The organism is Marinobacter sp., assembly GCF_035268745.1.
In the GTDB taxonomy this organism is placed as follows: domain Bacteria; phylum Pseudomonadota; class Gammaproteobacteria; order Pseudomonadales; family Oleiphilaceae; genus Marinobacter.
Window position 1 is genome coordinate 1 of the sequence record NZ_DATFKH010000224.1, and the last position, 18,297, is coordinate 18,297.

At 57.2% G+C, this 18,297-nt stretch carries 17 protein-coding genes; 6 read left to right on the forward strand and 11 right to left on the reverse strand.

What is annotated here, in order from left to right:
- The 7 genes from VJ956_RS14615 to gloB all read right to left on the reverse strand — a co-directional run.
- The coding region (locus VJ956_RS14615; RefSeq protein ID WP_324085777.1) for an enoyl-ACP reductase FabI at positions 1–454 on the reverse strand (454 nt) is incomplete at its 3' end.
- A gap of 158 nt (positions 455–612) precedes the next feature.
- Complete coding sequence (locus VJ956_RS14620; RefSeq protein ID WP_324085778.1) at positions 613–2,199, reverse strand: ABC transporter ATP-binding protein; 1,587 nt, start codon at positions 2,197–2,199, stop codon at positions 613–615.
- A gap of 1 nt (position 2,200) precedes the next feature.
- Positions 2,201–3,220 (reverse strand): ABC transporter permease, encoded by a 1,020-nt coding sequence (locus VJ956_RS14625; RefSeq protein ID WP_324085779.1) that lies wholly within the window; start codon positions 3,218–3,220, stop codon positions 2,201–2,203.
- Positions 3,217–4,299, reverse strand: coding sequence for a microcin C ABC transporter permease YejB (locus VJ956_RS14630; RefSeq protein WP_324085780.1), 1,083 nt, complete (start codon positions 4,297–4,299; stop codon positions 3,217–3,219). The genes VJ956_RS14625 and VJ956_RS14630 overlap by 4 nt, the downstream gene beginning before the upstream one ends.
- 69 nt (positions 4,300–4,368) lie before the next feature.
- Positions 4,369–6,171, reverse strand: a complete 1,803-nt coding sequence (locus VJ956_RS14635) for an extracellular solute-binding protein (RefSeq protein WP_324085781.1) — start codon at positions 6,169–6,171, stop codon at positions 4,369–4,371.
- A 26-nt stretch (positions 6,172–6,197) separates the two neighbouring features.
- Positions 6,198–7,985: a LysM peptidoglycan-binding domain-containing protein gene (locus VJ956_RS14640; RefSeq protein ID WP_324085782.1), complete on the reverse strand. Its 1,788-nt coding sequence runs from the start codon at positions 7,983–7,985 to the stop codon at positions 6,198–6,200.
- Positions 7,986–8,087: 102 nt separating this feature from the next.
- Positions 8,088–8,882: a hydroxyacylglutathione hydrolase gene (gene gloB, locus VJ956_RS14645; protein ID WP_324085783.1), complete on the reverse strand. Its 795-nt coding sequence runs from the start codon at positions 8,880–8,882 to the stop codon at positions 8,088–8,090.
- 95 nt (positions 8,883–8,977) lie between these two features.
- Here gloB and VJ956_RS14650 point away from each other — a divergent pair, with 95 nt between their 5' ends.
- The 4 genes from VJ956_RS14650 to VJ956_RS14665 all read left to right on the forward strand — a co-directional run bounded on the left by VJ956_RS14650 (position 8,978) and on the right by VJ956_RS14665 (position 12,793).
- Complete coding sequence (locus tag VJ956_RS14650; RefSeq protein ID WP_324085784.1) at positions 8,978–9,763, forward strand: class I SAM-dependent methyltransferase; 786 nt, start codon at positions 8,978–8,980, stop codon at positions 9,761–9,763.
- Positions 9,764–9,777: 14 nt separating this feature from the next.
- On the forward strand, positions 9,778–10,221 hold the full coding sequence (gene rnhA / locus VJ956_RS14655) for a ribonuclease HI (RefSeq protein WP_324085785.1): 444 nt from the start codon (positions 9,778–9,780) through the stop codon (positions 10,219–10,221).
- A 36-nt stretch (positions 10,222–10,257) separates the two neighbouring features.
- A complete protein-coding gene (dnaQ, locus tag VJ956_RS14660; protein WP_324085786.1) occupies positions 10,258–10,962 on the forward strand; it encodes a DNA polymerase III subunit epsilon in 705 nt (234 codons plus the stop codon).
- Between the two features lie 124 nt (positions 10,963–11,086).
- Complete coding sequence (locus VJ956_RS14665) at positions 11,087–12,793, forward strand: chemotaxis protein (RefSeq protein ID WP_324085787.1); 1,707 nt, start codon at positions 11,087–11,089, stop codon at positions 12,791–12,793.
- A 76-nt stretch (positions 12,794–12,869) separates the two neighbouring features.
- Here the strand turns inward: VJ956_RS14665 and VJ956_RS14670 are convergent, their stop codons facing one another.
- A complete protein-coding gene (locus tag VJ956_RS14670; protein WP_324085788.1) occupies positions 12,870–13,184 on the reverse strand; it encodes an SCP2 sterol-binding domain-containing protein in 315 nt (104 codons plus the stop codon).
- Positions 13,185–13,414: 230 nt separating this feature from the next.
- On the opposite strand from VJ956_RS14670, the gene sohB reads away from it, so the two are divergent.
- Both sohB and VJ956_RS14680 read left to right on the forward strand, forming a co-directional pair.
- On the forward strand, positions 13,415–14,482 hold the full coding sequence (sohB, locus tag VJ956_RS14675; RefSeq protein ID WP_324085789.1) for a protease SohB: 1,068 nt from the start codon (positions 13,415–13,417) through the stop codon (positions 14,480–14,482).
- 24 nt (positions 14,483–14,506) lie between these two features.
- The gene (locus tag VJ956_RS14680; protein ID WP_324085790.1) at positions 14,507–15,505 is read left to right on the forward strand and encodes a YhdH/YhfP family quinone oxidoreductase; all 999 of its coding nucleotides are present in this window, start codon (positions 14,507–14,509) and stop codon (positions 15,503–15,505) included.
- A gap of 34 nt (positions 15,506–15,539) precedes the next feature.
- On the opposite strand, the gene VJ956_RS14685 is transcribed toward VJ956_RS14680, so the two are convergent.
- The 3 genes from VJ956_RS14685 to VJ956_RS14695 form a co-directional block, all read right to left on the reverse strand.
- A complete protein-coding gene (locus tag VJ956_RS14685; protein WP_324085791.1) occupies positions 15,540–16,043 on the reverse strand; it encodes a DUF934 domain-containing protein in 504 nt (167 codons plus the stop codon).
- A complete protein-coding gene (locus tag VJ956_RS14690; RefSeq protein ID WP_324085792.1) occupies positions 16,036–17,688 on the reverse strand; it encodes a nitrite/sulfite reductase in 1,653 nt (550 codons plus the stop codon). Before VJ956_RS14690 ends, VJ956_RS14685 begins: the two co-directional genes overlap by 8 nt.
- A gap of 356 nt (positions 17,689–18,044) precedes the next feature.
- Positions 18,045–18,284 (reverse strand): DUF2970 domain-containing protein, encoded by a 240-nt coding sequence (locus VJ956_RS14695; RefSeq protein ID WP_324085793.1) that lies wholly within the window; start codon positions 18,282–18,284, stop codon positions 18,045–18,047.
- Positions 18,285–18,297 lie beyond the last annotated feature (13 nt).

The window sequence follows — 18,297 nt, forward strand, 5'->3', positions numbered from 1 at the left end:
CTTTTTCGGCTCCGAGGTAGCTGAGGGTCAGCAGAGAGCTGTTTTCATGCAACATTGACTTGCCGGCCTTGGCCAGCGCCACGAAGCTGTAGGAACTGATATCGTGGGCAATCCTGAAACCCTCACGGGTGGTCACATCCACATAGTTGCCGTCAAGCTGGTCACCCGGGGCAAAACCGACCGAATGCACAATGATATCGATGTTGTCCCAGTGTTTGTTCAGCTCGGTAAACAGGTTTTCAATTTCATCATCACTGGCCACATCGCAGGGGAAAATGAGTTCGCTGCCCCAGCCCTCGGCAAACTGTGCGACGCGGGGCTTAAGCTTTTCATTCTGGTAAGTGAGCGCCAGTTCGGCGCCTTGCTGATGAAATGCTTCGGCGATGCCATGGGCAATGGAAAGTTTGCTGGCAACGCCAACAATCAAGGCCCGTTTGCCGCTGAGTAACCCCATAATGATTCTCCCTCTAGTGCAGTTCAGGGCATTATCCCTGAACCGGTTTCTGGTAAGTAACGCTCAATTGGTCGTAGTTCATAATCTTTGCTGTCGCAAGCGTAAAGGGCTTTCCAGAACACGCTGTGAATACGTCCCTGTGCGCTTACTCTTCATACCTAGCTATAAAACAGCGCCGCGCTCAGCAGCTCTCTGGTGTATTCGTGCTTTGGCCTCAGGAAAATATCCGAGGCATCCCCGTATTCGACGATACGGCCGTTTTTGAGCACCAGCAGCTTATGACTGAGCGCCCGCACGACGGCCAGGTCATGGCTGATAAACACATAGCTTAGACCATATTTGTCCTGCAGATCCCGCAGCAGGTTAATAACCTGTTTCTGGACCGTGCGGTCGAGCGCCGAGGTGGGCTCGTCGAGGATGATCAGTTCCGGCTGCAGCACCAGGGCGCGGGCAATGGCGATACGCTGGCGCTGGCCGCCGGAGAATTCGTGGGGATAACGGTGCCGGGCCTCCGGGTCCAGCCCCACGTCGGTCAGGGCCTGAATGACCAGTCGGTCCTGTTCTTCCGGCGTTGCCGGCAGGTGAATCTCCAGGCCTTCCCGTACAATTTCAGCCACCGACATGCGCGGGCTCAGGCTGCCGAAAGGGTCCTGAAACACGATCTGGATCTGGCGCCGGCAGGAGCGGAACTGTTTCTGGTTCAGCGGCCCCAGTTCCTTGCCTGACAGGCGGATGGAGCCGGTGCAGGGGGTGAGTTTCAGCAGCGCGTGGCCGATGGTGGTTTTGCCGCTGCCGCTTTCGCCGACAATACCCAGGGTTTCGCCGCGATTCAGGGCAAAGCTGGTTTTATCAACGGCCTGGAACCAGGCTTTGGGTCTGCCAAACAGTGAGCGTCTGGTGGTGAACCGGACATCGAGATCTTTTACTTCCAGCAGCGGCTCCTGCTTGATATGAGTCACGGCGGGTGAAGCGGGCGGCTCGGCATCCAGAAGTTTACGGGTGTAGGGATGTTGTGGGCTCTGGAACAGCGTTTCGGTAGCAGCGGTTTCAACCACTTTACCCTTTTCCATCACCACCACCTGATCAGCGTAGCGGCGCACAATGGACAGGTCGTGAGTAATCAGCAGGATGGCCATGCCCAGTTTCTGCTGCAGATCCCGCAGCAGTTCCAGCACCTGTTTCTGGACGGTCACATCCAGCGCCGTGGTGGGTTCATCGGCAATCAGCAGATCCGGTTCGTTGGCCAGGGCCATGGCAATCATTACCCGTTGCTTCTGGCCCCCGGAAAGCTGATGGGGATAGCTTGCCAGGCGTTTTTCCGGCTCCGGTATCCCCACCAGTTCAAGGAGTTCAATGCAGCGCTTGCGGGCCTGGGCGTCTCTCAGGCCGCGGTGAAGAGCCAGGGTCTCGCTGATCTGCTTCTCGACCGTGTGAAGCGGATTCAGGGAGGTCATGGGCTCCTGAAAAATCATGCTGATTTTCTGGCCGCGAATCTGCCTCAGGCGTCTGGCGCTGATCGACAGCATGTTCTCACCCCGGAAAACGATGCTGCCGGTGGGGTAGCCGGCATGACGCTCATCGAGCAATCGCAGGACAGACAGCGCCGATACCGATTTACCGGAGCCACTTTCACCGACCAGGGCAAGGGTCTGGCTTTCACTGATGGCAAACGACAGCCCGTCTACGGCCCTGACCGTGCCGTCAAAGGTGATCGACAGATTGTTGACTTGCAGCAATGGCGACATATCAGTTCTTTCTCGGGTCAAAGGCATCGCGGACGGCTTCTCCGACAAAGACCAGCAGTGTCAGCATGATCGACAGCGACACGAATGCGGAGATACCCAGCCAGGGAGCGTGCAGGTTGGCCTTGCCCTGGGCGATCAGTTCGCCCAGCGAGGGCGAGCCTGAGGGCAGACCAAACCCGAGGAAATCCAGTGAGGTCAGGCCGGTGATCGCGCCGGTCAGGATAAACGGCAGAAACGTCAGGGTGGCGACCATGGCGTTGGGCAGAATGTGCCGGAACATGATTTTGCGGTTACCCAGGCCCAGGGCGCGGGCGGCCTTCACATACTCGAAGTTGCGCGCCCGCAGGAATTCCGCCCGGACCACATCCACCAGCCCCATCCAGCTGAACAGCAGCATGATGCCCAGCAGCCACCAGAAATTGGGCTGGACAATGCTGGAAAGGATAATCAACAGGAACAGCACGGGCAGGCCGGACCAGATCTCGATAAACCGCTGTCCGATAAGATCCACCTTGCCGCCGTAAAACCCCTGAATCGCGCCGACGACCACGCCCACAATGCAGCTCAGGATGGTGAGAATCAGGCCGAAAAGCACTGAAATACGAAAGCCGTAAATAACCCGTGCGGCCACATCCCGGCCCTGGTCGTCTGTGCCGATCCAGTTCACCGCGCTGGGCGGAGCCGGTGAGGGCACGTCCAGATCGTAATTGGTGGTGTTGTAACTGAAGCGGATGGGGGGCCAGATCATCCAGCCGTCCGCCTCGATGGCGTCTGATACGAAGGAATCCCGGTAATCGGCCTCGGTGGGCAGGAAGCCGCCAAAGGTTTCTTCGGACACCTTTTCAACCACGGGAAAATACAGCTCATCCTGATAGGACACGACCAGGGGTTTGTCGTTGGCAATCAGTTCGGCACACAGTGACAGGCCGAATAGCGCCAGAAATACCCACAGCGACCAGAATCCGCGCCGGTTGTTGCGAAAATTCCGCAGGCGGCGCTGCTGGATCGGGGTCAGGGTCATGCACCCTCCCGGCTTTCAAAATCAATGCGCGGGTCTACCAGCACATAGGTGATGTCGCTGATCAGCTTCAGCACCAGACCCATCAGGGTGAAAATGTAAAGGGTGCCGAAGACCACCGGGTAGTCCCGGTTCAGTGCTGCCTCAAAACCCAGGAGGCCGAGGCCGTCCAGGGAGAAAATAACTTCGATCAGCAGCGAACCGGTAAAAAACAGCGACACCAGAACACCCGGAAGGCTGGCGATCACAATCAGCATGGCGTTGCGGAAGACATGCCCGTACAGCACCTGCTTTTCTTCCAGGCCCTTGGCGCGGGCAGTCACCACATACTGCTTACCGATCTCGTCCAGAAACGAGTTTTTGGTCAGCAGTGTCAGGGTGGCAAAGCCACCAATGACGTTGGCGGTTACCGGCAGCGCCAGGTGCCAGAAGTAGTCACCGATCTGCTGGTACCAGGTCATCTCGTCAAAATTGGATGAGGTCAGGCCCCGGAGGGGAAACCAGTCGAAATAACTGCCACCGGCAAACAGCACGATCAGCAGGATGGCGAACAGGAAACCCGGAATGGCGTAGCCGATGACGATGGCGGAACTGGTCCAGACATCAAAGCGGGACCCGTCCGAGACCGCTTTGCGCACACCCAGTGGAATGGAAATGAGATAGATGATCAGTGTTGACCACAGCCCCAGCGAGATGGAAACCGGCATCTTGTCGACGATCAGTTCCAGGACCGTGCGCTGGCGATAGAAGGATTCGCCAAAATCAAAGGTAGCGTAGTCCCCGAGCATTTTCAGAAAACGTTCGTGGGCGGGCCTGTCAAAACCGTACATCTCTTCGATTTCTTTCAGCAGTTCCGGCGGTAGCCCTCTCGATCCCCGGCTGTCGCCCCCTGACGCCACTTCTCCACCGGAGCCACCGCCGCTGGCGCGAGCGAGGGTATTACCACCGAAGCCTTCGACCTCGGAGATCATCTGTTCCACGGGGCCCCCGGGCGCCGCCTGAACAATGACAAAGTTCAGCAGCATGATTCCGATCAGGGTGGGAATGATCAGCGCAAGACGTCTGAGGATATAGCTGCCCATCTACAGGCGCTCCCGGGTGGTACGGTCAGGCTGGCTTGAGATCATGGGCGACATTAAGGATCGCATTGATCAGCGTTCGACCCACCAGTTGTTTACATCCGCTCCGTTTTTGGGAACGGCGTCCGGCCTTTTCAGGAAGGACCAGTACGCGATACGGTCGCTGGCCAGGAACCAGTTCGGAATCACGTAGTGGTCATGCAGCAGGACCCGGTCCAGCGCCCGGGTCCGATAGACAAGCTCCTCGCGACTCGGAGCACCAATCAGGTACTCCACCAGCTCATCGATCACGGGATCGCTGACACCCGCAAGATTACGGGTTGCGTCCACATCTGCCGAGGATGAGTGCCAGTAGCCGCGCTGTTCGTTGCCAGGCGAATCAGACTGGGGAAATACCCCGACCGTCATGTCGAAGTCCCGGGTACGCCAGCGTTGAGCGTACTGATTGGAATCCACCAGCCGGACAGCAACCTCGATACCGAGCTTTTTGAGGTTGTTCTTGAAGGGCAGAATCACCCGCTCGAAGGTTTTCTGAAACAGCATGACCTCGAAACTCAGGGGCTCGCCCGTGGTCTTGTTGATCATGGTGCCGTTTTCGATAACATAACCCGCTGCCCTGAGCTGGGTCAGCGCCTCCCGCAGATTGTCCCGCATGGTGCGGTCGCCGGCCGTTGAGGGTGGCTGGTATTGGCGGGTGAACACCGCTTCCGGCAGCTGATCGCGATAGGGCTCCAGGATTTCAAGCTCACGGCCTTCAGGAAGCCCGGAGGAGGCAAGTTCGCTGTTTTCGAAGTAACTGTTGGTGCGGGTGTATTGCCCGAAAAACAGGTTCTTGTTGGCCCACTGGAAATCGAAGCCGTAGGCGAGGGCACGACGTACCGCCGGGTCCTTGAAGACTTCTCTGCGGGTGTTGTAGACGAAAGCCTGCATGCCGGCCGGACGATCATGCTCGATGGCTTCGGTCTTGACCTTTCCGGTGGCAAACACCTCTCCGGTGTAGGCGGTTGCCCAGTTTTTGGCCTGGGATTCGACCCGGAAGTCGTAGTTACCGGCGCGGAAGGATTCCAGCGCTACCGTGTCATCGGTGTAGTATTCATAGGTGATGGTGTCGAAGTTGAACCGCCCCTTGCGCGGACCCAGATCCCGGGCCCAGTAATCTTTTACCCGCTCAAAGCTGATGGAGCGGCCGGCTTCAAACTTGCCAAGGCGATAGGGGCCGCTACCGACTGGCCGGTCGAGACCGTTGTCGCCAAAAGTCCGGTCTTGCCAGTAATGGCTGGGCAGAATCGGCAACTGCCCCAGAATCAGCGGAAGCTCGCGGTTCACGGTCCCGGAAAAATCGAAGCGTACCCGTCGTGGACCTTCAACGGTAACCTTGCTGACATCCTGATAGTAGCTGCGATAGCGGGGGTGGCCGTCTTCGGTCAGCAGCTCGAACGAGAACTTGACGTCTTCGGCGGTAATGGGTTCGCCGTCCTGGAACCGTGCCTCCTCCCGCAGGTTATAGATGACATAGCTACGGTCTTCAGGGGTCTCGATGGTCTCGGCAATCAGGCCATAAACCGAGAAGGGCTCATCGTCGGAGGATGCAAGCAGCGTGTCGTAAAGGTAGGTCTCGATATCCGCACCGGCAATTCCCCTGGCGACAAAGGGGTTGAACGAATCATAACCGTTGGCGACAACGGCCCTGCGGAGCTCTCCGCCCTTGGGCGCGTCCGGGTTGACGTAATCGAAGTGGCTGAAACCCTCCGGGTATTTTACGTCGCCGTGCATGGCCAGCCCATGCCTTGCTTCAACTGCCGCGGCAACTGGCGTGGCCAGTACCATGAGAAACATGAGGGCACAGTACTTTGAGGCTTTGTGAAGGTCTGTCATAGGGCTCGCGCGTTCAGGTTAGAGGCTCAGGGGCTGTTTCTGATGTCGACGTAGAGTACCAGACTTTGCCCGGGCTGAAGATAACGGGCGGTATTCAGGTTGTTCCAGCTCGCGATGTCGCTTACATTGACCGCGAAACGGCTGGCGATACGGGACAGGGAGTCGCCTTTGCGGACCCGGTAGCCGACCTTTCTGACCATGCCATCATCACCTCTGATGTCAGACACCCGGGCACTGGCCAATGTGGTCGCCTGGGGTGATTTTGACCAGATGGCCAGTTCCTGACCAGGCATCAATGGATCGCCCGGGGCCATTCCGTTCCAGGAAGACAGCTGGCGGACACTGACTTTGTGCTCGCGGGCGATGTCCCAGAAGGTATCGCCGGGGCGGACGGTATAATCCACCCGTTTTCCGCCGTTTTTCTCGCCTGCGCGCTCCTGCTTGCGGCTCAGGCGCTCGGCCGCACTCAGGCTGTAGGCCCCGGCATCCTGGCTGGCAGACGGTATCATCAGGCGCTGGCCGATCCGGATGATGTGGCTGTTCAGATTGTTCACCTGCTGGATTACCGAAGGCGTGGTGCTGTAACGCAGGGCGATGGAGCCGAGGGTATCTCCGGAGCTGACCTCGTAGCTGTGCCAGGATACCCGTTCGGCCGGGCTGACGTCGGCAAGGGCGGCCCGGAAAGTATCTGCATTCTGCACCGGCACCAGCAGGCGATGGGGGCCCTCCGGTGAGGTTGCCCAGCGGTTGAAGGAAGGGTTCAGCAGATAGATTTCGTCAATGTCGACTTCGGCAAGCCGGGCGGCCTGCGCAAGATCAATCTGCGAGCCGGTATCAACTATCTCGAAGTAGGGCTCATTCTTGAGCGGTGGCAGCTCAATACCGTACCTGGCGGGATCGGCAAAAATCTTGGCCAGGGCGATGAGCTTCGGGGCGTAATCCCGGGTCTCTCGCGGCAGGTCCAGTGACCAGAAATCAGTCGGGCGGTTGCGGTTGCGGTTCTTGCGCATTGCGCTGTTAACGGTGCCTCCGCCACTGTTGTAGGCTGCAAGCGCCAGCATGTAATCGCCATCGAAACGGTTGGCAAGACGCTGGAGGTAATTGAATGCCGCGTCGGTGGCGGCAACCACGTCCCGCCGCTCGTCATGCCACCAACTCTGGGTCAGGCCAAAATACTTGCCTGTTGAGGGTATGAACTGCCAGAGACCGGCCGCCCTGCCATGGGAATAGGCGAACGGGTCGAATGCGCTTTCAACAACCGGCAGCAGCACCAGTTCGGTGGGCAACTGGCGTTTTTCGGCTTCGTTGAGGATATAGTAAAGATACCGGCCGCCACGTTCGACGACGCGGTCAATGTAGCTGGGGTGGGATTTGTACCAGTTCAGCTGGGACTGGACGCGCCTCTCGTCAACATCGTGGTTGAGGGAGAAGCCCTTGCGCAGACGAGCCCAGAAATCCGGGGCCGGCGCTTTCATCTCTTCAGGTACCGCTTCCTTTCCCGGGGCAGAGCCGGCCGTGGCGACAAGGTACTGGGCCGGCGTATCCAGCCTTTCGCGGGCATCCTGAGCCGTTTTCTGCATGGACGGTTCAATGGCGTCATCGAGTTTCGTCCGGGTCGCCTTTATGGCTTCTTCCTGCTGGGCGTCTGTTCCGCTCTCAACCGCTTCTTTCAGGCCCTCATCACCAGCGGCAACACTCAGTTCCCGGGAATCGAGAACCTCGTCCCGGGGATCCTGCTGAAGCGAGGGAAGCATCTGACATCCGCTGACTAGAGCACCGACGAAAAACAGGGTCGACAGGTGTTTAATACGCATAGTAAAACGTCCGCATGGCTGGGGATCAAAGTCTATGGGAACCGGTTCTGAGCGGTCAACCGGCCTTATGTTACATGATGGACACAAACAACCGGACATCGGTCAGAAGTTGTCCTTGCCGTGCCGTGTCACGGCGAATATGTCTTCGTCAGTGACGCAGGTCAGGCCGTTGGCACCGGCGTACTGCCGGGCGGAATCGGTCACGCTGCTGTCGTCCCAGCGCAGGAACGGGTTCAGCGCCTTTTCATCGCCGATCGTGGACGGCACCGTGGGCTTTCCTTCATCGCGCAGTTGCTGGCATCGGGCTTCAAAAGCTTCGAGGCCGGAATCATCCGGCAGCCAGTGGCGGGCAAATCTGAGATTGGCAAGGGTGTATTCGTGAGCACAGTAAACGCCCGTGCTGTCGGGCAACTGCCTCAGGGATTCCAGAGACTGCTTCATCTGCGCCGGCGTGCCTTCAAAAAGCCGGCCACAGCCACAGACAAAAAGCGTGTCACCACAAAAAAGCACCGGGCGGTCATTGACCCTGGTGTCCGAGTAGAAGGCAATGTGATCCAGGGTATGGCCCGGCACCCGCAGAACGGTAAACACGAAGTCCTGCCAGGCCACGGTGTTCCCGGCGCTGACAGTTTCGGTAACCTCTTTGAACGGTGACTCTGCCGGCCCCACGATCCGACAGCCCGGGTTGAGCGAGGCGAGTTTGCGGATGCCACCGGTATGATCAGGATGGTGGTGGGTAACCAGTATGGTATCCAGCTGCAGCCCCTGGGTCTCAAGGTGCTTTATAACCGGGTCGGCCTGGCCAGGGTCGACAATCAGTGCTTTGCCGTCTTCACTGTTAGCCAGGCACCAGATGTAGTTATCGCTGAAGGCGGGAATCGGTGTCATCGTCAGCATTGTTTTATCCATGTGCAGTCGGAATGTGACTGTTATGATAAAACAATAACTCTGCTGCCCCAACTTTATGCCGGGGCCCTGCAAGGAATACAGCCATGGCTCGGGTTGACCGGATTGACTTCACTGCGCGACACAGCAGTTTCGAGGACTGGTTCCAGACTCCGCTGGGGCAGGCGCTGCTTGCCGACCAGCGTACGCAGGTGGATCGCCTGACCCGGCCACTGACCGGTGCCCGGCAGCTTCATGTTGCGCTGAGCCACCGGTTGCCGCTTGCCACCGGTACGGATTTTTCCCAGCGAATTCTCACCACTCCGGACTGGCAGGACCGGATGCCGGACGGTGTCGCGGTATGCGACGCTGATGAACTGCCGTTTCCCGGTGATTCCATGGATCTGGTCATTCTTCATCATACTGTGGACTTTTCACCCTATCCGCACCAGGCGCTGAGAGAGGCGTCCAGAGTATTGCGCGGAGAAGGCTCGATTCTGCTGATTGGCTTTAACCCGATGGGGCTCTGGGGGTTGCGGCGCCTGGTGTCGAGGTATCCCGCCGGGCCCTGGGGTGGACGCTTCCTGCTCAAGTCACGGATGGAGGACTGGCTACGGCTGCTGAATTTCTCGGTCGAGTCCGTTGAGTCCGGCTTTTTCAAGACGCCGCTGCAGGCCTCGGCGCTTGGCGAAGGTCGGGGTATTCTGGAACGCCTGTGCGCTAACCGGTTGGTTCCCCTCGGGGCCTATTACTGTATCCTTGCCAAAAAACGGGTTTACTCGAGGTTGCCACGCAAACCCGCCTGGCGCAGCCAGAAGGTGATCTCTTTGCCGGCCAGAGGCGCCGTTGGCGCGTCGCGCGGCTACTCCGAGAAGAGCTGTTGTGGGGAATAAAGGAGAGACTTGCGATGACGGAGAAGGTGATCCTTTATACCGACGGAGCCTGCAGGGGTAACCCGGGACCCGGTGGCTGGGGTGCAGTGCTGAATTACCGTAATGCCAGAAAGCTGTTGCATGGCGGTGAGGCGGACACCACCAATAACCGGATGGAATTGATGGCGGCCATCCGGGGACTGAAAACACTCAAGCGTTCCTGTGAGGTAGAACTCTATACCGACTCCCAGTATGTCCGTAAAGGTATCACCGAGTGGATGCACCGCTGGAAACAGAACGGCTGGAAGACAGCTGCGAAAAAGCCGGTCAAGAACGAGGATCTCTGGCGTCAGCTTGATGAAGAAGTCGCACGACATTCAGTGAACTGGCACTGGGTGAAAGGGCACGCCGGTAATCCTGGCAACGAGCTGGCAGACGAACTGGCCAATAAAGGTGTTGAAGAATCGATTAACGCCTGAGCGCATCCGCAATGAACCAATGATGAGACCGACAGTATGAGACAGATAGTGCTCGACACCGAGACCACCGGTATCGATCCGTCCGATGGCCACCGGGTTATTGAAATCGGTTGTGTGGAACTGATGGAGCGGCAATTGACGGGGCATCATTACCATGTCTATATCAACCCCGAGCGCGAGGTAGAAGCCGAGGCCATCACGATCCACGGCATTACCAACGAATTTCTGGCTGACAAACCCGTGTTCGCAGAGGTTGCCGACGAGTTTTTCGAATTTATCCGGGGCGCGGAGCTGGTCATTCATAATGCGGCGTTTGACGTGGGCTTTATGGATGCCGAGTTTGCCCGCCTGAAGCCGAAAAGAAAGACCACGGAACACTGTGGCGTTATCGATTCTCTGGCCATTGCCCGCAAAAAACACCCGGGTCAGAAAAACAGTCTTGATGCGCTGTGCAAGCGTTACGGTGTCGATAACAGTAGCCGGGAATTGCACGGCGCGCTGCTGGACGCAGAAATACTGGCGGATGTATATCTGCTGCTGACCGGCGGCCAGACCGCGCTTTCGCTGGATGCAAACAGCGATCTGGCCGGTGGTGGAGTGGGCGTGCGCCGGGTGGCACAGGACCGGCTCTCCCTGCCGGTTATCACCGCCAGTGATGAAGAGGCCGCCGCCCACGATGAATTCATGGCGGTGCTGGCAGACAAGGCCGGCGATACGGTCTGGAGCCGGCTCAAACCGTAATATCAAGTCACCTACTGTTACATTTTCACCTTCTTGAGCTACTTGAGTTTTGTGTTATAAGTAATGGGCAGAACGCGAGTTTCAGGGCGTGGTAGTATCCGCAAAAAAATAACAGGTAGCGTTTATGGTTCAATCGTCAATGGCGACGAAATCACAGTCCTTCGATCTCGTGAAAAACGAGATCGAACTGACCATAAAAAACGCTGAATCCAGTCTCGAACGCTTTCAGGAAAATCGCGAACGGGGCGGGGACCTGCAGAATTGCGTCGATTATCTGAACCAGCTTCGTGGCATTTTCATGCTGGTCGAACTGCGTGCCGGAACCCTGCTGTGTGAAGAAGCGGTTACCATGGCCAACACCGTCCCTGTTGGCGCCAATGATGACAAGAACATCCTGCTTACCACCCTCAACAGTGCGTTGTTCATCCTCCGACGGTATGTCGAGTATTACCATCAGCAGCGCGCTGATCACCCCGAGCTGCTTCTGCCGGTTATCAATGACCTGCGCGAGGCGCGCCGGGAGAAGCCGTATCCCGAATCGTGTTTTTTTGATGTCGATGTCGCCGAACGTCCGGATTTTTGCGGCAGCCTGAAGCTGGAACCCTTTGAAGGCAATGAAGCTGAGTACGAAGTTCTGGCCCGGCGTATGCGCCTGACATTCCAGGTGGGTCTGCTGAGTATGCTGCGGGAAAAAAACGGGATAGTCAGCAAAAAGCTTTTCAGCCGTTCGGCCCGGGGTTTTGTGAGGCTCTGTCACGGCGAACCAATGGGTCAGATGTGGTGTCTGGTGGCGATGGTTGCTGACGCCATGCTGGATCGTGCCATGAGTTTCAACAAGGCCCGTAAACGCCTGTTGGTGCAGGTTGAGAAATATTCCCGTGAAGTCGTCTATGTCGGCAGGACTGCCACTGCAAAGACCGCCCCTGACTCACTGGTCCGGGAACTGGTGTATCTGCTGTATCGTAGCGGTTCGGCCAACCCCGAGGTTGTCTCGGTCCTGAACGCATTCGGGCTGGCGCCCACCGAGTTTCCCGACAGCATGCTGGAAGCTCACGCCCGCCGCCTTTATGGACCGGGTCTCGATGTTCTGCAATCCCTGTCTACCGCGTTGCAGGATGAGCTGAACCAGCTCAAGGACAAGCTGGATATCATCGAGCGTGGTATCGAACCCGATCTGGCCGAACTTAGCTCGATCACCAATTCGCTGGAGCGGCTGTCCAATACCCTGGTGATGCTGGACCTGAACCAGCTTGCAGCCATGGCCCGGAGCGAGGCCGTAAAACTCCGGCAGTGGGAAGCGGAAGACCGCCTGCCGGGTGAAAACGAACTTTACCTGCTGGCGGATTCGGTCCTGGGTATCGAAGATGCGGTTCTGCAGATTGTGACTCGTGGTATCACTTCTGAAACCGACGCACTTGCCAATGGCCGCCAGACTCACGAGGAATCCCTGTATCTGCGGGAAGCCACCTATGTTGTAGCCGATGAGGCCAAAAGCGCACTGACATTGGCGAAAAGGGCTATAACGGCGTTCATTGAGTCGGAGTATGACAAGCTGCACCTGGCCAATCTGCCAGCAACCCTCCACAGTATCTGGGGCGGCCTGCATATGCTGGATGATCCGGAGGCTGCGAGGGTTTTTGACCGGGTTGCCCAGTCGATCCAGAATCGCCTGCTGGATTCCAAGGAGCCACCCGCTCCCCAGGTCCTGGAGGCGCTGGCCGATGGCCTGACGTCACTGGAGTATTACATTGAGAGTGTCGGTCGCAGGGAGGAGCGCAATATGGAGCTGTTACAGTTGGCGGAAACCTCTATGGACGATGCCGGGCTCTAAGCGGGACGGACAGGATAATAAAAACCCTGCTCCGTGGCCCGAAGCAGGGTTGTCCTGGTGATTTCAGGCCCGGTGATCAGCCCATATCAAACAGCTCGCCGAGCTTGGTTGCCAGCATCATGTCGCCTTCAGCCCGGAGCTGGCCTGCCATGAAGGCCTGCATGCCATCCGTTTCGCCGGACACAATGCCCTTGAGCGTCTCTGAATTCATGATCAGGGTGACGGAAGGGTCTTCGTGCGCGCCTTCAGCCTTGGTGCAGGTTCCATCCTTGATCACCAGGTGATAGGTTTTGTCATCCTCAATCTCGAACTGGAATACCAGATCCAGACCCTGGGCTGCGTCAGCGTTGAAATTGTGTTCGAGTTTGTCAAATACCTGAGCTACGGACATTATTTTACCCTTTTACATAATTGGTATTGGCGCACGTGGAGCCGAGCTGGGCCTACGACTTTAGGCTGACAGAAAACCACTGTCAACCTTGATCGAACGCTTGTTTAAATGACGGAGAACCCCCGGACACGCCCTTTAACGCCCAGACCGACTTGTACCCGTGTCCACCTCGGTTACAATCGGGCGCTTGAGCTCAATATTCTAATAAAGCCTGATACTGGAGAAGTACCTTGGAATTCCTGACCGATTTCGGACTGTTCATTGCTAAAACCGCGACCCTGGTGGTGGCTCTTGTTGTCATTATTTCGGTGATTGCCGCAGCGGCCCAGAGAGACAGGGGCGATGCCAGCGAGGAAGGCGAGCTGAAGGTGCGAAAACTTAACGAAAAATATCGCAAGCTCCGTGAACATCTGCAGGCCAAGCTGCTTTCGGACGGGGAACGAAAAATTTGGCATAAACTACTGAAAAAGAAAGAAAAGAGCAGGCAGAAAGAGGAGAAGGCCTCGCACAAGAAAGCCGGTGATGAACAGCCGGAGCAGGGTGCCCGGGTTTTCGTTCTGGATTTTAACGGCGATATCAAGGCCAGTGACACTGACCCGCTAAGGCGTGCAATAACCGCTGTGCTCAGCGTTGCAGATCCGGCGAAGGATGAGGTTGTGGTGCGCCTTGAAAGTGGTGGTGGCATGGTTCATTCCTACGGTCTTGCAGCGGCGCAACTGGATCGCATCCGCGCCAAAGGCCTCAGCCTGACGGCCTGTGTTGATAAAGTGGCAGCCAGTGGTGGCTATATGATGGCGTGCGTGGCCGATCGGATAGTCGCTTCTCCTTTCGCTATTCTGGGCTCTATCGGCGTTGTCGCCCAGCTACCGAACTTCCACCGGTTGCTGAAGAAAAACAATGTGGACTTTGAGGTGCTGACAGCCGGGGAGCACAAACGGACTCTGACACTGTTCGGGGAAAATACCGACAAAGGTCGAGCAAAGTTTCTCGAGGACCTCGAAGACACCCATGGTCTGTTCAAGGATTACGTCAGTGAACGCCGTCCGGCCCTGGATATGTCTGCGGTGGCCAACGGCGATATCTGGTTCGGTCGTCGTGCCCTTGAGGTGAATCTGATCGATGAAATCAAGACCTCCGACGAATATCTCATTGAAGCCTGCGAGCGGGCAGATGTAATCTCGGTGTCTTACCAGCGCAAACGCACGCTGCCAGAAAAGCTGGGGCTGGCTACCAGCGCGGCACTGGAACATACGGTGTGGCGCATCATTGGTGCGTTGCGGGACCAGAAAATCCAGTAAAGCCAACGGCAACAGGGAACCATCATGACAGACACAACCGAATTCAGAGCCTGGCGTGTAGAGGAGTCGAACGGTGAGTATGTTGGCTCGGAACAAACGCTGAAGATTTCCGACTTGCCTGACCATGAGGTGCTGATCAGGGTTACCCATTCCTCCCTGAACTATAAGGATGCGTTGTCAGCCTCCGGCAACAAGGGCGTGACCAGGGAATTTCCCCACACCCCGGGTATTGATGCGGCCGGCGAGGTAGTGGAAGCTTCCGCCGGGTCGTTTTCAGCCGGCGACAAGGTGCTGGTTACCGGTTATGACCTGGGCATGAACACAGACGGTGGATTTGGTGAGTACATTCGCGTTCCTGCCTCCTGGGTTGTGCCCATGCCGGCTGGCTGGGATGCACGAACGGCGATGATTTACGGCACCGCGGGGCTTACTGCCGGCCTGTGTGTGACCAAGCTGTTGACCATGGGTGCAACACCGGAACAGGGCAAAGTGGTGGTCAGCGGCGCCAGCGGTGCCGTCGGCACCGTCGCTGTAGAAATCCTTTCACGACTCGGTTTTGAGGTTGTCGCCGTCAGCGGCAAGGTCGAACATGCTGGCAACCTTGAAAAGCTGGGTGCCGCCGAGGTGCTGGGTCGGGATGCGCTTGAAGCCACGAAAAAACCCATGCTGAAACCATTATTTGCCAATGGCGTTGACACCGTGGGCGGCGGACCGCTGGCGGAAATGCTCAAGCAGATCCTGCCGGGGGGTTCGGTTTCCTGCTGCGGGCTGGTTGCCGGGCCTCAGCTGGAAACCACGGTGCTGCCTTTCATTCTCAGGGGCAACAACCTGCTGGGCGTTGATTCTGTGGAAATTCCGATGACAGAAAAACAGCGGGTCTGGGACCATCTGTCCGGTGACTGGGCCTGTCCCGCCACCGAAGCATCAGCCAGGGATATAGGCCGGGCAGAGCTGAAGGACGCACTGGACGCCTTTCTGAAGGGTAATTCCTCGGGCAAAATCGTGCTCGACCACAGCCGCTGAAATCAGCGGCCTGGTTCGGTTCTTCGCCAATGAATCAGGAGGCGCGGCGGCGAAAAAGCGGAATATCGGTGTCCGTTGCCGCCTGATAGCCCAGGCTGAAAAAGTTCAGACACCGGACGGCTTCACCGGCGTTCTTGTCCGCCCGCAGGACAAAGCGGTCAAATCCGCACCGCTTCATGAACTGAAGCTGATCCAGCAAGACGTCGCCGATCGCCCGTAGTTCGTTTTCATATCCAAGCCGCTCGCGCAGCAAACGGGCGATGCTGTAACCACGGCCGTCGGCAAACTTGGGAAAATTGACGGCAATCACACCCAGTTCGTTGACCACGCCTTCCAGAATTTCCGGCTCCTGATGGCTGTCGAACCAGACGCCAACATCACTGCGGCCTTCATAATGCTCTTTGCCAGCCAGCCAGAGGTCTGCAGGTATCAGCGCAGGCTGATCAGGCAGATCCAGCGACTCTCCTTCTGCCGGGCGCTCTACAACCACCCAATCATCATTAATGATACTGCCGTCTGCAGTGATGACTTCAGGCATAAACCCGCTCCTTGAAGGGATCAATCCCGATACGGTGATAGGTGTCCAGAAAGGCTTCTTCCCGGGTGCGGTTGTCCACGTAGACATCAATAATGCTCTTGATGACCTCAGGCATGTCATCCCGCGCGAAGGACGGACCAAGAATCTTGCCGATTGCTGCGTCATGATGGGACGAACCACCCAGACTGATCTGGTAGAACTCCTGGCCTTTCTTGTCCACGCCCAGTACGCCGATATTGCCGACATGATGGTGACCACAGGCGTTCATACAGCCCGAAATGTTCAGGTCCAGGTCGCCGATGTCGTAAAGATAATCCAGGTCTTCAAATTTACGCTGGATGGCTTCCGCTACCGGAATCGATTTGGCATTTGCCAGGGAGCAGTAATCGCCGCCGGGGCAACAGATGACATCGGTCAGCTTGTTCAGGTTGGCCGTGGCAAAGCCCATCGGCCGGATCATTTGCCAGAGCTCATACAGTCGGTCCTGGCGTACATCGGCCAGCACTGCATTCTGCTGATGGGTAACACGAGCCTCGCCAAAACTGTATTCATCCGCCAGGTCCGCGATCTGCTCGAGCTGCCGGTCGCTGACATCGCCGGGGGGCGTGCCGGTCTTTTTCATGGTCAGCGTGACAATGGCGTAACCGGGCTTTTTGTGGGTATCCACGTTGTTGGCGATCCACTGGTCAAATGCCCGGTTTTCAAAGCGTTGGGTTGCCAGCCTGTCCGCAGCGTCGGGAACCTCCTCATAGGCCGGCTCGGTAAAGTAGGTCTGGAACTTCGCGATTGCCTCATCGGTCAGTTGGGTGGGGGAGTCCTTGATGTGCGCCCACTCTGCCTCAACCTTTTCAGCAAAACCTTCCGGCGTCAGCGCCTTAACCAGAATCTTGATGCGTGCCTTGAACTTGTTGTCCCGACGGCCGTAGCGGTTGTATACCCGCAACACCGCTTCAAGATAGGTCAGCAGATCTTTCTCCGGCAGGTATTCGCGAATAACGGGGCCGACCATGGGGGTGCGGCCCAGACCGCCACCAACGTGAACCCGGAAGCCCAGCTCGCCGCGGCCATTGCGAACCAGCTGCAGGCCAATGTCGTGGACCTGAATGGCGGCGCGGTCACTGTGCTCGGACGCGTTCACGGCAACTTTGAACTTGCGGGGCAGAAACGCGAATTCAGGGTGAAAGGTCGACCACTGGCGAATAATTTCGCAGTAGGGACGGGGGTCGGCAATCTCGTCTGCCTGGACTCCGGAAAACTGGTCCGTTGTGGTATTACGGATGCAGTTACCACTGGTCTGGTTGGCATGCATTTCGACCTCTGCAAGCTCAGCCAGAATATCCGGAACGTCTGCCACCGCGGGCCAGTTCAATTGCACGTTCTGACGGGTTGTGAAGTGGGCATAGCCTTTATCGTAATCACGGGTGATCCGGGCCAGTCTGCGCAGCTGGTTCGACCGCAGCATGCCATAGGGAACGGCAATGCGTAGCATGGGCGCCAGACGCTGAACGTAAAGGCCATTCTGTAACCTTAAAGGCAGAAACTCGTCTTCGGCCAGGTCGCCAGCCAGGGCGCGCCTGGTCTGGTCCCGGAATTGTTCAACCCGCTCGGCGGTTATCTGCCGATCGTGCTTGTCGTAAACGTACATAGTGTGGGTTGTCCTGATAAAGAACTGAAAACCGGAGCTGTGTGCTATCTTGGCGGCAGAATATCATCGCTCCGTTATTCTTAAAATGATTATTTCTAAATATGTTAATCGATTTTAGCGATAAAGGTTCTGCCAGAATCCGCTATAAAGGAGTAGACTCCCGGCTTCCAAACACATAGATTGGCGCATAATATCAGTGCAGGGATTGTTTGAATCAAACAACTCACAACTACTTACAGGGAGAATGGTCATGAAAAAATCTGCTACCTCTGACAGCCAGGCCGATGCCGTTGCTGCCGTTCTGCTGGTAGTGCTTGCCGTTGCCGCTGCCGTTTTCTGGGTGGCGGGCCAGTAGGTTACTGACCTGCCAGTACCAGTTTCACAACCACGATCAGGGTCACCACAAAGCCGGCGGTGAAAATAATCCCGGCGATGATATAGGGCCACGGACTGTGGCTCGAGAAGTCTTCATGACGGCGTTTGTCAGACTGTACGCCAAGGGCGCCGGCGAGAACACTCTGAAGTATCTTCAATACCCCGGGGCCTTTGCGGCGGCCGGGGCGGGTATCTGGTCGCTCGTTGTTGCCGCTGTTCATTTTCTCAATCCTC